Annotated in this window: 14 protein-coding genes; 9 read left to right on the forward strand and 5 right to left on the reverse strand. The window is 65.9% G+C overall.

Annotated features, from left to right (window positions below; genetic code table 11):
* Window positions 1-13: 13 nt before the first annotated feature.
* The gene (locus RP6297_RS00220) at window positions 14-526 is read right to left on the reverse strand and encodes a MarR family winged helix-turn-helix transcriptional regulator (RefSeq protein WP_037027957.1); all 513 of its coding nucleotides are present in this window, start codon (window positions 524-526) and stop codon (window positions 14-16) included.
* 217 nt (window positions 527-743) lie between these two features.
* On the opposite strand from RP6297_RS00220, the gene RP6297_RS00225 reads away from it, so the two are divergent.
* Entirely contained in the window at window positions 744-1,652 is a 909-nt protein-coding gene (locus tag RP6297_RS00225) for a DMT family transporter (RefSeq protein WP_037027958.1), read from the forward strand.
* A gap of 8 nt (window positions 1,653-1,660) precedes the next feature.
* Here RP6297_RS00225 and RP6297_RS00230 read toward each other — a convergent pair whose 3' ends face one another.
* A complete protein-coding gene (locus tag RP6297_RS00230; protein WP_037027961.1) occupies window positions 1,661-2,605 on the reverse strand; it encodes a M48 family metallopeptidase in 945 nt (314 codons plus the stop codon).
* A gap of 97 nt (window positions 2,606-2,702) precedes the next feature.
* Here RP6297_RS00230 and RP6297_RS00235 point away from each other — a divergent pair, with 97 nt between their 5' ends.
* Window positions 2,703-3,992, forward strand: a complete 1,290-nt coding sequence (locus RP6297_RS00235) for a muropeptide transporter (protein ID WP_037027963.1) — start codon at window positions 2,703-2,705, stop codon at window positions 3,990-3,992.
* 4 nt (window positions 3,993-3,996) lie between these two features.
* On the opposite strand, the gene RP6297_RS00240 is transcribed toward RP6297_RS00235, so the two are convergent.
* On the reverse strand, window positions 3,997-5,190 hold the full coding sequence (locus RP6297_RS00240) for a class I SAM-dependent methyltransferase (protein ID WP_037028766.1): 1,194 nt from the start codon (window positions 5,188-5,190) through the stop codon (window positions 3,997-3,999).
* Window positions 5,191-5,206: 16 nt separating this feature from the next.
* Between RP6297_RS00240 and RP6297_RS00245 the strand changes: the two genes are divergently transcribed.
* Both RP6297_RS00245 and RP6297_RS00250 read left to right on the forward strand, forming a co-directional pair.
* Entirely contained in the window at window positions 5,207-6,025 is an 819-nt protein-coding gene (locus tag RP6297_RS00245; RefSeq protein ID WP_037027964.1) for an SDR family oxidoreductase, read from the forward strand.
* An 18-nt stretch (window positions 6,026-6,043) separates the two neighbouring features.
* On the forward strand, window positions 6,044-6,442 hold the full coding sequence (locus RP6297_RS00250; RefSeq protein WP_004635799.1) for a dihydroneopterin aldolase: 399 nt from the start codon (window positions 6,044-6,046) through the stop codon (window positions 6,440-6,442).
* Window positions 6,443-6,740: 298 nt separating this feature from the next.
* On the opposite strand, the gene RP6297_RS00255 is transcribed toward RP6297_RS00250, so the two are convergent.
* On the reverse strand, window positions 6,741-7,670 hold the full coding sequence (locus tag RP6297_RS00255) for an arginase (RefSeq protein ID WP_037027966.1): 930 nt from the start codon (window positions 7,668-7,670) through the stop codon (window positions 6,741-6,743).
* Between the two features lie 25 nt (window positions 7,671-7,695).
* Window positions 7,696-8,922, reverse strand: coding sequence for an ornithine--oxo-acid transaminase (gene rocD, locus RP6297_RS00260; protein WP_037027967.1), 1,227 nt, complete (start codon window positions 8,920-8,922; stop codon window positions 7,696-7,698).
* Between the two features lie 129 nt (window positions 8,923-9,051).
* Between rocD and RP6297_RS00265 the strand changes: the two genes are divergently transcribed.
* The 5 genes from RP6297_RS00265 (at window position 9,052) to RP6297_RS00285 (ending at window position 13,978) form a co-directional block, all read left to right on the forward strand.
* Complete coding sequence (locus tag RP6297_RS00265; protein ID WP_037027968.1) at window positions 9,052-9,975, forward strand: LysR family transcriptional regulator; 924 nt, start codon at window positions 9,052-9,054, stop codon at window positions 9,973-9,975.
* Between the two features lie 85 nt (window positions 9,976-10,060).
* Complete coding sequence (locus RP6297_RS00270; RefSeq protein WP_037027971.1) at window positions 10,061-10,807, forward strand: TetR/AcrR family transcriptional regulator; 747 nt, start codon at window positions 10,061-10,063, stop codon at window positions 10,805-10,807.
* A 65-nt stretch (window positions 10,808-10,872) separates the two neighbouring features.
* Window positions 10,873-11,847, forward strand: a complete 975-nt coding sequence (locus RP6297_RS00275; RefSeq protein ID WP_037027973.1) for an HlyD family secretion protein — start codon at window positions 10,873-10,875, stop codon at window positions 11,845-11,847.
* Entirely contained in the window at window positions 11,844-12,815 is a 972-nt protein-coding gene (locus RP6297_RS00280; protein ID WP_037027975.1) for an ABC transporter ATP-binding protein, read from the forward strand. The genes RP6297_RS00275 and RP6297_RS00280 overlap by 4 nt, the downstream gene beginning before the upstream one ends.
* Window positions 12,812-13,978 (forward strand): ABC transporter permease, encoded by a 1,167-nt coding sequence (locus RP6297_RS00285; protein WP_037027977.1) that lies wholly within the window; start codon window positions 12,812-12,814, stop codon window positions 13,976-13,978. The genes RP6297_RS00280 and RP6297_RS00285 overlap by 4 nt, the downstream gene beginning before the upstream one ends.
* Window positions 13,979-13,986 lie beyond the last annotated feature (8 nt).

Genomic DNA, 13,986 nt, shown 5'->3' on the forward strand with positions numbered 1-13,986 from the left:
CTTTCTGCGGGGTTCAGCCGCCAACGCCACCGATCTTACCCAGCAGTTCGCGCAACATCGCCCGCTCCGCCGGACTCAGCGCCGCAAGCATCCGTTCTTCTGTCTGCACATGCGAGGCGACCAGTCCGTCGACCAACGCGAAGCCTTCGTCGGTCAGCACGATCTGCAGCCCGCGCCGGTCGTCTGGATCGGTCTTGCGGGCGATCAGGCCGCGTTTTTCCAGCCGGTCGAGCCGGTTTGTCATGGCGGAGGTCGACAGCATCATGTCCTTGGCCAGCGCCGAAGGCGACAGCGCCTGGTCGCGGCCGTTGCGACGCAGCGTCAGCAGCACGTCAAAGCCCGCCATGTCGAGATCGGCTCCCGCCACGTTGGCGACCACGCCGCTGCGCAGCCGCTCGCCGGCGCGCCAGACATCGCCGCAGACTGCCATCGGGCTCGGGTCGATGTCGGGGCGCTCGCGCCGCCATTGCGCGAGGATGTTGTCCATCGGTGCCCCTTGCGGGGATGTGGAATCGCCTTGACCCATAAAACTCCTCATCCTAGTATTTCGACATCGAATTACTTGATGTCGAGACTTTAGGAATCGTATCGGGTTTGGCCGAGCGAGACAACGCGAGCCGTGATGGTTCCCGCTGAAGCCACAGGGCGTCGACGCGAGCGGGTGCTATGTAGCGGAACACGCATGAAACCTGTCCAAGCGACTCATTACTTCGATATCAAATAACGTGACATGGAGATTTCTCATGCAGTTCAACCGCCTGGCGCTCATGTTGGCTACCGCTGCGGCACCCGTTCTGTGGGGCACGACATATCTGGTGTTCACGCAAACGCTGCCCGTTGGTCACCCGTTGCTGGTCGGCGCGCTGCGTGCGCTCCCGGCAGGGGTGCTGCTCATGCTTCTCGGCCCGGGCCTGCCGCCGCGTAGCAAGTTGCTTCCCTTGCTGTTTCTCGGGCTGGCGAATATTGGCGTGTTCTTCGCGCTCTTGTTCTTGGCGGCGCAGCGCCTGCCAGGTGGCGTGGCAGCGACGATCATGTCGGCGCAACCGCTGGTGGTGGCGCTGCTGGCGTGGCCCCTGCTGGCCCGCAAGCCGCGTCCGGCGCAACTGGCGGCAGCGCTGGCAGGGTCGACGGGGGTGGGGCTGCTGATTCTCGGCCCAGCGGCCAGGCTCGATGCGATTGGTGTGGCGGCAGCCCTGGCCGCTGCGTTTTCGATGGCGATCGGCACCGTGCTCATTGAACGCTGGGGCCGAATCGGCACGCCGCTCGCGCTGGCTGCCTGGCAGCTCGCGCTGGGCGGGCTGGTGCTGCTGCCGGTGGCGCTGTGTGTGGAAGGTTTGCCGCCCATGCTCACAGCGCGCAACGCGGTGGGCTTCGCTTACCTTATCGTCATCGGCACGGCGTTGGGCTACTGGCTGTGGGTGCGCGGTATCGGCGTGCTTGGCGCAGATGTGACGTTTCTGTCTTTGCTCAGCCCGCTGACGGCGACCGTGCTCGGCGCGCTGGTCCTGGGCGAGTGGTTCAGCCCGATGCAGACGGGCGGCGCGGTGCTGATCCTGGGCGCAACGGTGGCGGGGATGGCGTTGTCGCGGCGGGCACGGCGAGAGCCCGCAGTGCAGCGTCCTGGCTCAAGCGAGCAGCTGCAGCCGCATTGATTTGCACACTACCGCCGCACCATCGGCCGCATCGGCGCTTCGTCGCCATTATCAACAGGCGCAGCCCCCAGATATTGCATGTTCGACCGATATTCGGGCAGTTTCGCCATCGTCATATGGCGGGCATCGGCAAACAGCGTGAGCGTTTCTGGCAAATGGCGTGACAGCACCGCCATCCGGGTGCGCCCCGATGGGTGTGTCGACAGAAACTGCTTTTGCTCCGTCCCGCCGATCGAACCCATTTTCTGCCACAGCGTGAGGGCGGCGCGCGGGTCGTAGCCGGCGCGGGAGGCGATGTCCATGCCGACCAGGTCGGCCTCGGTTTCCTCCGCACGCGAGAACGCCAGCAGGTGCATCTTGGCGCCTTCGCCGAGGTCCGTATCGCCCCGGTTGCCGAAGCCGAACAATTGCGAGATGACGTTGGCGCCCAGGTTGGTGATTTCACGCTGGCCGGCGCGGGCGCGGGCGTGTTCGCGCAACGCGTGGGCGATCTCGTGGCCGAGCGCCATGGCGAGTTCGTCGTCCGTCAGCTTGAACTGTTCGAGCAGGCCCGAGAACACGGCGATTTTGCCGCCGGGCATGCAGAACGCGTTCACCTGCGACGAGCCGATCAAGTTGACGTCCCACTGCCAGTGCGTGGCGTCGGGGTTCCAGCGCGGTGCCTGAGGTGTGAGCCGTTTGACGATGCCGCGGATGCGGATCAGATCCGGCACGTTGTCCGGCGCCAGCGCGCCTTCGTGGGCCGCGTTGTCGATGATCCCCTGATATTCGGCCAGCGCGCGCTTATCGATTTCCTCGGCCGGAATGACGAGCCGGATGTTGGGCGATGTGGTGGTGGGCGCTTCCAGCTTCACGCCGTCGGCGGGGACGGGCAGCGGGCCGTCCATGGCGGTTGCCCACGCAGATAGCGCGAGGCCGAAAGTGGTCAGCAGGGAGCGTGTGACGCGGGGCATATGGGTGAGGGGACGGATCCGTGCGACATAATATCGGCCAACGCCGCGCGCCACGCTACGTGGCAACCCGCATTCGCCTTCGCCACCGGCCTGCCGCATGACCTTCCACGATTACCTCGATATTTTCCGCAACCGCCGCATCGGCGCCATGTTGTTGCTGGGCTTTGCCTCCGGCCTGCCGCTGGCGCTCACCTCGGGCACGCTGCAGGCGTGGATGACGGTGGAAGGGCTGGATATCCGCACCATCGGGCTGTTCTCGCTGGTGGGGCAGGCCTATATCTTCAAATTCCTGTGGGCGCCGTTGATGGACCGCTTCACGCCGCCGCTGATGGGCCGTCGGCGCGGCTGGCTGGTGCTCACGCAGGCTGGGCTGGTGGCGTCGATTGCAGCCATGGCCTTCACGCCGCCGCACGCCGCGCTCTGGGCGCTGGCGGGGCTGGCGGTGCTGGTGGCGTTTTTATCCGCGTCGCAGGACATCGTCTTCGATGCCTACAGCACCGATGTGCTGCATACGAGCGAGCGCGGCGTCGGCGCGGCCGTGAAGGTTCTGGGTTATCGGCTGGCGATGCTGGTGTCGGGCGGCCTGGCGCTGTATCTCGCCGATCGCGTGATGGGCTGGAGCAACATGTATCTGCTGATGGCCGGGTTGATGGCGCTGGGCATCATCACGACGCTGTGGTCGCCCGAGCCGGAGGTATCGGCGCGCCCACCGCGCAGCCTGCAGGAAGCGGTGGTCGGCCCGCTGCGGGACTTTTTCTCGCGCCGTGGCGCCTGGGCGCTGCTGGCGCTGATCGTGCTCTACAAGCTGGGCGATGCGTTTGCGGGCAGCCTGTCCACCACGTTCCTGATCCGCGGTGTCGGCTTTTCCGCGGGTGAGGTCGGCATCGTCAACAAGACGCTCGGCTTGGCCGCCACCATCGTGGGCGCGCTGTATGGCGGCACGCTGATGGTCCGGCTGGGGCTGGTGCGCGCGCTGCTGATCTTCGGCGTGCTGCAGGCGGTGTCGAACCTCGGCTACTGGGTGCTGGCGGTGACGCCGCAGCACCTGTGGACGATGGCGGTGGCCATCGGCATCGAGAACATCTGCGGTGGCATGGGCACGGCGGCCTTTGTGGCGCTGCTGATGGCGCTGTGCAACCGGTCGTTCTCGGCGACGCAGTATGCGTTGCTGTCGGCGCTGGCCTCCATCGGCCGCGTGTACGTCGGGCCCACTTCGGGCTACCTCGTTGAAGCCTACGGCTGGCCCGCGTTCTATCTGATGACCGTGGTGTTTGCCTTCCCGGGCCTGGCGCTGCTGTGGTGGATGCGCGGCACGATCGGCCGCTACGAAGCCGAGCAGAACGAACGCGCCTTGGAAGCCAACGCGGCCAAGGCCGCGTCAGCCTGATCGACTAACCCAAGCGGTTCGAGCGGTCTGCATCCGCAAAGCCGGCCAGCGGCAGCGCCGCATCGATGCCTTTGCCCAGCGCGATGGCTTTGAACAGCTCGCCCATTTCTGCCTCGGACAGCAGCTTCTGCACGGCATTGGCGGCCGGCAGAAACTGCATCGGGTCGGACGGATCGAGCCTCATCAGCAATTCGCCCACACCGGCGCTCAACAGAAAGCGCGCCTGGCTCGTATAGCCGAGCAGTTCCAGCCCGGCTTCCTGGCCCGCCTGTGCAATCCCCGAAAAATCGACGTGCGCGGTGATGTCCTGCAGGCCGGGCAGCCAGAACGGATCGTCGTGCGCGTGCTGGCGGTAGTGGCACATGAGCGTGCCGTTGGCGCGGTGCGCGTGGTAGTACTCGGCGGCCGGGAAACCGTAGTCGATCAGCAGCAGCAGGCCGCGCTCGAGTGCCGCGCCGACACTGCGGATGAAGCCCTCGCCGGCTTCGTGCGATTCGGTCACGAAGTCGTCCGTGCCGGGCAGGGCGGCCAGCTTGGCGGGCACCTCCGACAGACTCACGGGCCGGTCTTCCCATTGCAGGCCGTTGTCGGCATCGAGCACCACGCCGCGCTGGTGCCACACGCCGTCGCGGCGCGCCCAGAGCGACACGGGCATCGCATCGAGCACTTCGTTGCCGACCATCACGCCTGTGAACGGCGCGGGCAACGTGTCATGCCACCGCGCGAGGGCGCCCAGCTCGGGGCCGAGCGCAGTCAGACGCTCCTGCTGGCGCTGGCGCAGCTCGCCGGAGAGTTCGACGATGCCGTAGCTGTCGGGCCGCGCGCCCAGCGCATCCAATTCGGTGAGGATGTCGGCGGCAAGCTTGCCGGTGCCGGCGCCAAATTCCAGCACGCGACGCTGGCCTTCGGGCAATGCCTGCAGCACTTGCGCGATCTGGTGTGCCACGGTGCGCCCGAAGAACGGCGTCAGTTCCGGCGCGGTGATGAAGTCGCCGCCGTCCTCCACGCGCCTGCCGAACTTGGCCGCGCCGCCGCTGTAATAGCCCAGGCCGGGCGCGTAAAGCGCCAGTTCCATGTAGCGGTCGAACGGAAGCCAGCCCCCGGCGGCCGCAATGGCGTCGGCGATCACGGCGAACAGGTGCGCGGACTGCGCCTGCGCCGCCTCGTTGGGAAGCGGTAAACTCATGGTTTTGCTCATCGGCGAATTGTAAACAATGGCGCAGACGCCCAACCAGTCCACTGCGGAATCGACCGCAGAATCCGCTACACAGCGGCGCATCGCTCTCGTCACAGGCGCAGGCCGTCGCGTGGGGCGCGTCATTGCCCTGGCCCTGGCCCGTCACGGCTGGGATGTGGCAGTGCATTGCCACCGCTCGCGCACCGAGGCCGACGCCGTGGCCGCCGAGATCACCGCCATGGGCCGGCGCGCCGCCGTGCTGCAGGCCGACCTGTCGGACGAAGCCGCCGCCGGCCGCCTGATCGCCGATTGCAGCGCTGCATTGGGTACGCCCACGTGCCTGGTCAACAACGCGTCGCTGTTCCAGTACGACGTCGCGACCAGCTTCAGCTATGCGTCGCTCGATACGCACATGCGCACCAACGTGGCGGCGCCGCTGCTGCTGTCGCGCGAGCTGCACCGTGCGCTGACTGCCGATGGCGCCGAGCACCGCGGCGTCGTCATCAATCTGCTCGACCAGAAGCTCGATAACCTGAACCCGGATTTCCTCTCTTACACGTTGTCGAAGGCGGCGCTGTCGACCGCCACGATGCAGCTTGCGCAGGCGCTGGCGCCCGCGCTGCGCGTGGTGGGCGTGGCGCCGGGCATCACGATGGTGTCGGGCGACCAGTCGCAAGGCGGGTTTGCACGCGCGCACCAGATGACGCCGCTGGGCCAGTCGTCCACGCCGGAAGACATCGCCGAGGCGGTGTGCTACCTCGCCACCGCCCGCGCCGTCACCGGCACCACACTGTTCGTCGACGGAGGCCAGCACCTGATGCCGCTGGCTCGCGACGTGATGTTCCTGACTGAATAATCTTTCCCCGGACGCCCCATGCTTTCCCTGCTATCCCACCCGCGCCTGTCGCACTGCCGCCGCATGTTTCTGCGCAATTACGAAGTGCAGATCAACATCGGCGTGCATGAATTCGAGAAGAAGGGCGAGCAGCGCGTCCTGATCAACATCGAGCTGTACGTGCCGCTGGAGCATTCGTCGCCCACGGAAGACAAGCTGCATGAAGTGGTGGATTACGACTTCATGCGCGAGACCGTGGCGCGGCGCATGGCGCAAGGCCATATCCATCTGCAGGAGACGCTGTGCGATGACGTGCTGACGGCGATGCTCAAGCACCCGCATGTGCTGGCCGCGCGGGTGTCGACGGAGAAGCCGGATGTGTATCCGGATTGTGAGTCGGTGGGGGTGGAGGTGTTTCGGATCAAGGAACAGGCCTGAGCGCTTGTTCTTCTTTGCACCACCGGCGTTTGTGGTGCATCCCTTGTTTCATCCCCTGCCGGGGCTGACTCACTTTCTTTGTCTTGCCAAAGAAAGTAACCAAAGAAAGGCGCGCCCGATGCGGCGAAAAACTCCTTGAATTTATGTCGCAAGGAGGGGAAGGGAAAAACTCGCTGCGCTCAGACAGTTTCCCTTCCTTTTTCCTCCTTGCAACAGAAATTCAAGGCGCCGCATAGGGCAGGGTACGGCCACACGGTCTGTGTGCGGGCGTTGGCGGTCCGCTTTTTTTTACGGCGGCTTAAGCCGCCGTTGCGTATTCGCGGCGCTGGGCGTGCAGCGCGCCTGCGACGCTGGCCAGCAGGTCCAGGGCCAGATGCGCTGTGATTCCGTCCTTGTCGTGGCGCGGGTTGTATTCCACCAGTTCGAATGCGGCAAACCGTGCGTCGCGCGCGCACGCGGCGAGTGCTTGCGCCATGCCCTGCCCGGTGAGGCCGTCTGTTTCGGGCGTGCCGACGCCCGGCGCGACGGCGGGGTCGAAGGCGTCCAGATCGAGTGTCACGCCAAAGGCGGCCGTGTCCGATTTGACTTGGCGGATGGCGTCGGCCATGACGGCGCGCAGACCATTGCGTGCCACTTCGGCGGCGTCGATGACGCGCACGCCAAGCAGGTCAAGCAACGCGCGTTCGGCGGGCTCGTAGCTGCGCGCGCCGATCACCACCACGTGTTCCGGCAGCAGCTTCGGCGCGGCATCGCGGATCTGCGTGAGGGCCGCTGCACCGTGGCCGAGCAGCGCCGCCAGCGGCATGCCGTGGATGGCGCCGGAATCGCTCGTCTGCGGCGTGTGGCTGTCGAGATGGGCGTCGATCCAGATCAGGCCGAGCGGACCCTTCGGCCGCAAGGCGTTTGCCACGCCTGACCAGGTGCCGATGGCACAGGAGTGATCGCCGCCGATGACCACAGGCACATGCCCCTGGTGCACGCTGTGGGCGGTTGCGTCACCGAGCGCGCGCGAGAAACCGGCAACGCCCGGGAGCGCGGCCAAGCGCGCTGAGCGGCTGTGCCCGGCCGACGTGGCCAGTTCGATGTCGTGTACGAGCGTGGCCTGCGTGTCCGGCGTCTGCAATCGCGCCAGCGCGCCGGCCTCGAGCAGCGCACGCGGGCCGTCCTTGCAGCCGTCGTCTTGCGCTCCGCAGCCGATGGCCGCGCCGATCAGATCGATGATGGTCATGTCACTCCCCTTGCAAGTTCTTCCGTCACGCCACCTTGCGCCGTGGCCAGCCGGCCAGCGTCTGGCGGATGGCCTCCAGTGCCAGTGCCAGTTCAGCTTCGCCAATCACCAGCGGCGGTGTCAGGCGCACCACGTTGCCGTAGGTGTCCTTGGTCAGAACGCCGCGCTCAGCCAGCGCGAAGGCGAAGTCGTGCGCGTCGATGTCGGCATCGAGTTGCAGGCCGATCATCAAGCCGCGCCCGCGCACCTGCCGCACGCCGTGGCCAACGAGCGTCTTCAGTTCGTTGACGAACGCTGCGCCCACGCGCGCGGCACGCTGTGGCAGTTGTTCTTCAATCAGCAAGCCGAGTGCCGCGCGTCCGATGTGCGCTGCGAGCGGGTTGCCGCCAAACGTGGAGCCGTGGTCGCCCGGGTGGAACACGCCGATGACCGCCTCGCGCCCGGCAATGGCCGATACGGGCACCATGCCGCCGCCGAGCGCCTTGCCCAGCACCACCAGATCGGCGTCCACGCCTTCATGCCAGCTCGCCAGCACATCACCGGTTCGGCCCAGGCCCGTTTGCACCTCGTCGCAGACGAGGAGCACGTTGTGCCGCGTGGCAAGTTCACGCGCGAGTTTGAGGTAGCCGGCGGGCGGTTCGACGATGCCGCCTTCGCCTTGCACCGGCTCCATCAGGATGGCGCCCGTGTTGGGCCCGATCGCCGCACGTAGCGCATCAGCGTCGCCGAACGGAATGCGCCGGAAGCCCGCCGCGAACGGGCCGAATCCATAGCGGTATTGATCGTGCGAGGAGAACCCGACGATCGTTGTCGTGCGGCCGTGGAAATTGTTGTCGAAGACGACGATTTCGGCCGCCTCGGGCGGCAGGCCCTTCACGTCGCGCGCCCATTTTCGGGCTGCTTTGATCGCGGTTTCGACGGCTTCCGCGCCGGTGTTCATGGGCAGCGCGCGGTCCATGCGCGTGATGCGGCAGACGTCAGCCAGGAAGGGCCCCAGCTCGGTATTGTGGAAGGCGCGCGACGTGAGCGTCAGCCGGCCGGCCTGCTCCGTCAGTGCAGCAACGAGTTTCGGATGTGAATGTCCGAAGCTGACGGCCGAATACGCCGACATCATGTCGAGGTAGCGCCGGCCGTCCGTATCGAACAGCCACACGCCTTCGCCGCGTTCCAGCATGACCGGCAACGGCGCGTAGTTGTGTGCGCCGTAGCGGTCTTCCAATGCATAGCTCGGATGTTGCATTGCGGTCGTCATGATGGCCTCCTGCCTGGATCGGTCGTTCACTTGCGGCGCATTGTGCGATCTGACAGACTTGAAATCAAATCGAATGTTTTTCGTTTTTCGATCCAAAAATTTGATAGATAAGGGCACCCGTCTTCTGCCATGTCGCACTCGCCGCTGCGCTATCTGCATAGCTTCCTGACCGTCGCCAACGAGGGCAGCTTCGTGCGGGCGGCAGACCGCCTCGCCGTGTCGCAACCGGCGTTGTCGTACCAGATGCGGCAGCTCGAACAGTGGCTCGGCGTTCCCTTGTTTGAGCGCTCGGGGCGCAAGCTCGTGCTCACGCGCGCCGGCACGTCGGTGCGGGCGTGGTGCCGTGATGCGTTTGCCGGGTTGGATGAACTCCGCGCCGCATTGCACAGCGGCGAGATGGAGCGCGTGTCGCTCAAGCTGGCGAGCGGCTCCAGCTTCGGGCGCTATGTGCTGATGCCGGCGCTCCTGACGCCGTCGCCCGAGTCGGATGCGCCGCTGTTGGACGACGTGCGCCTCGAACTCGCCTTCGGCAGCGACGAAGAGGTCTTCGGCCACGTCGAATCCGGCCGCGCCGATCTCGGTTTCGTCTACACGCCGCGCACGTCTCGCCTATTTGAGCACCACGCCGTCTATACCGAAGAGTTCGTGCTGGCCTGCAGCGCCCGCGCACTGCGTGAGCACGCTGCGCCACGCACGCTGGCCGACTGCGCGGCACTGCCCTTCGTCACCTACGACGAATCCGATGCGGTCTACGGGCTGTGGTTCAGGGCGCTGTTCCGGCGCATGCCCGAGACGACCGTCAGCGCACATCACGTGTCCGACCTGGAAGAGGTGAGCACATTGGTGGAGGCCGACATGGGCTGGTCGGTGCTGCCGCTGCATGCCATTCAGGATGCAGTGGAGCGCGGGCGCCTGGAGGTCGTGCGCCCGATCGTGGCGCGGCGCTGCCTGAACACCGTGTTTGCCGTGCGCCGCACATCGAGCTTTCCGAGCGAAGCCCAAGACCGTTTGCTGGTGCGGTTGGCACAGCTTGACGCCGCGGCGCGCGTGTAGGTGCCGGTCGCGACCTTCCAGGCCGATTTGCGATCCGCCAAATGCCGCCTTGAAATTAATTAACTAGACAATTAATATCTGCGGCATGGCAACCCGCAAACCTTCCCCGCGCGGCCCGGGCCGCCCCCGTCGTCAGGATGGCGCGGCGCAGGACGGCCTCCGCGACCGTTTGCTCGACATCGCTGTCACCCTGTTTGCGCGCGACGGCGTTGGCCCGACCACGCTTGCCGCCATCGCGCGCGAAGCCGGGGTGACTGCACCGATGGTGCATTACCACTTCAAGACGCGCGATCAGTTGCTCGATGCGGTGGTGGAGGTGCGCATCCGCCCGTTGATCGATCAAGTGACGGGCCCTGCGCTGGCGATCATCGCCGATGGCGCGCATCTGCCTGACCTCGCGCAGACCATGGCCGGTGTCGCGCAGCGCATGGTGGCGGTGGCCAAGGCCACGCCGTGGTTTCCGACGCTATGGATTCGCGAGATCGCCAGCGAGGGCGGTCAGTTGCGCGAGCGTGTGTTCGCGCGCATTGCGCTGGAGCGCGCCACGTTGCTGGTCGACCGCATTGCCCGCGCACAAGCCGCCGGGGCGGTGAACGCGGCACTGCAGCCACCGCTGGTGATGGTGTCGGTGATTGGCCTGGCGATGCTGCCTTTGGCAACGCGCGCGCTCTGGGGCCGCCTGCCGCTGGCGGATCGGGTCAGCGACGAGGACATCGGGCGGCACGTGGCCGCGCTGCTGTTGCACGGTATCGGCCCGGTCGCACCGCCCGAGGACGCCAGCAGGCAGAAGACGAAGCCAAAGTCGACGCCTGAGAGCACGGGGCGCAAGTAGGCGAACACGGCACGCAATCGAATCAATCGCAACAATCGAACCAATCGAATCCCGCGGAGGGCGGTATGCGGCAAGCGTTGTGCATCGGCAGGGCTGGGTGTGTGGCGGCGGTATCGGCTGCGGCAATGGTGTTGGTGGGCTGCGCCAAACACGACGACCGCACCTACCAGGGCTATGTGGAAGGCGAGTTCGTCTACGTGGCCTCGCCGGTGGGCGGGCGGCTCGAACATCTCGGTGTGCAGCGTGGGCAGACCGTCAACGCGGGTGCGCCGCTCTTCGTGCTGGAATCGGTGGACGAGACGGCGGCCCGCCAGCAGGCTGCCGCGCAACTGCAAGGCGCCGAAGCGCAGCTTGCCGATCTGAACGTCGGCAAGCGCGTGCCGGAAGTGGACGCGGTGCGCGCGCAACTGGCCCAGGCGGTGGCGGCGGACAAGCTCTCGTCGACGCAGCTTGCGCGTGACGAAGCGCAGTTCCGCGCAGGTGGCATCGCGCAATCGCAGCTCGATGCAAGCCGCTCCAGCGCGCAGACCAACGCGCAGCGCGTGCGTGAACTGACCAACCAGCTGCGCATTGCCCAGTTGCCGGCGCGCAATGACCAGATCCGCGCGCAATCCGCCCAGGTGGAAGCGGCGCGTGCGGCTGTGGCGCAAGCCCAATGGCGGCTCGATCAGAAGGCACAGAAGGCTACGCAGGGCGGTCTCGTGTTCGACACGCTGTATCGCGAAGGCGAGTGGGTCGGCGCCGGCAGCCCCGTGGTGCGCATGCTGCCGGCGGCCAACGTCAAGGTGCGATTCTTCGTGCCGCAAGGCGTGCTCGGCGCGCTCAAGCCGGGGCAAGCCGCGCGCCTGCACTGCGATGGCTGCGCGGCGGATATCAACGCCACCGTTACCTACATCGCCACCGAAGCCGAATACACGCCGCCCGTCATCTACAGCAATACGACGCGCGACAAGCTTGTCTTCATGGTGGAAGCGCGGCCGACCGCGGCCGATGGCCCGAAGCTGCGCCCGGGCCAACCCGTGGAGGTGACGCTGCCATGAGCGCTACCAGCCACGACGGTCAACCGCACACACGTAACGGCGACTACGCCATCGACGTGCATGGCCTGAACAAGCACTTCGGCGACAAGCACGTTGTGAAAGACCTCTCCATGCGGGTCGCGCGCGGCGAGATCTTTGGCTTTCTGGGCCCCAATGGCAGCGGTAAGACCACGTCGATCCGCATGATGTGCGGGCTGCTGACGCCCGATAGCGGCAGTGGCTCGTGCCTCGGTTACGACATCCTTAAAGAGTCTGCGCAGATCAAACGGCGCGTCGGCTACATGACGCAGCGGTTCTCGTATTGGGACGATCTTTCGATTCGGGAGAACCTGGATTTCGTTGCGCGCCTGTACGAGATGCCCAATCGGCGCGAGGTGGTTGATCATGCGCTGGAGCATCTCGGGCTGGCCTCGCGCGCCAAGCAACTGGCGGGCGCGCTGTCGGGCGGCTGGAAGCAACGCCTGGCGCTGGCCGCGTGCATGCTCCACAAGCCTGAGCTGCTGCTGCTCGATGAACCCACCGCCGGCGTCGACCCGAAAGCGCGCCGCGATTTCTGGGAAGAGCTGCACCGGCTGGCGGCGGAGGGCATCTCGGTGCTCGTCAGCACGCACTACATGGACGAGGCCGAGCGCTGCCACAAGCTGGCCTACATCGCGTATGGCGAGCTGCTCGCACAAGGCACCGCCGATGAAGTGATCGCCGCGCAGCGCCTGTCGACGTGGTCGGTCTCGGGTGGCAATCTCGTGGAACTGGGCCGCAAGCTCGAAGGGCAGCCCGGCGTCGATCAGACCGTCGCGTTTGGTTCGGTGCTGCACGTGACCGGCGCGGATGCGCAAGCGCTGGAGGGCACGCTGCGCAAGCTCGCCGCAGAATTCGGCGCCCGCACCGCTCCGATCGACACCGGCCTCGAAGACGTGTTCATCCACATGATGAAGCGCTCCTCCGACAACTACGGGGCGCAACCATGAAGCCGGACGCCAATCGCTTTTCGTTGGTGCGTTGGTGGAGCGTGGTGCTCAAGGAGTTCCTGCAACTGCGCCGGGACCGCGTGACGTTCGCGATGATGATCGGCATTCCGATCATGCAGCTCTTCCTGTTTGGCTTTGCCATCAACGCCGACCCGAAGCACCTGCTGACCGGCGTGATTGCCGCAGACCAGAGCGAGTTCACGCGCAGCTTCCTGGCCAGCATGCGCAACTCCGACTACTTCGACTTGGCCACCACGCTGCCGGATGAAACCGCCGGGCGCGAGGCGCTTGCCAAGGGCCAGCTTCAGTTTGTCGTAACGATTCCACCGGACTTCACACGCAAGCTGGTGCGCGGCGAAAAGCCCTCGCTGCTCGTGGAGGCCGATGCCACCGACCCTGCCGCGACCGGCCTGGCTGTAGCGTCCCTCTCGCAACTGGTGCAGGGCGTCGTCAGCAAGGATATGAAGGGCGCATTGTCACCGCTGGCCGGGGGGGCGGGCGGATCTGCGAGCACAGCGCCGCCATTCGATGTGCGCATCCACAAGCTCTACAACCCGGAAGGCATCACGCAATACAACATCATCCCCGGTCTGATGGGCACCATCCTGACGATGACCATGGTGATGATGACGGGCCTGGCCATGACGCGCGAGCGCGAGCGCGGCACGATGGAAAACCTGCTCGCCACGCCGGTGCATCCGCTCGAGGTGATGACGGGCAAGATCGTGCCGTACATCTTCATCGGGCTGGTGCAGGTGACCATCATCCTGCTGATGGCGTTTTTCGTTTTTCAGGTTCCGTTTGTCGGCAGCGTGTGGATGGTCTACGTGTCGGCGCTGCTGTTTATCGTGGCGAGCCTGACGGTGGGGATTACGCTGTCGTCGCTGGCGCAGAACCAGCTGCAGGCGACGCAGCTGACTTTCTTCTACTTCCTACCGAACATCCTGCTGTCGGGCTTCATGTTTCCGTTCGTGGGGATGCCCAAGTGGGCGCAGGTGATTGGGAACCTGCTGCCGATGACGTACTTCAACCGGCTGACGCGCGGCATCCTGCTCAAGGGCAATGGCTGGTTTGAGCTGTGGCCGAGCATCTGGCCGTTGATGGTGTTTACGGTGGTGGTGCTGGGGGTGGCGTTGCGGTTTTATCGCAAGACGTTGGATTGAGGTGGCTA

The organism is Ralstonia pickettii, assembly GCF_016466415.2.
Taxonomy (GTDB): domain Bacteria; phylum Pseudomonadota; class Gammaproteobacteria; order Burkholderiales; family Burkholderiaceae; genus Ralstonia; species Ralstonia pickettii.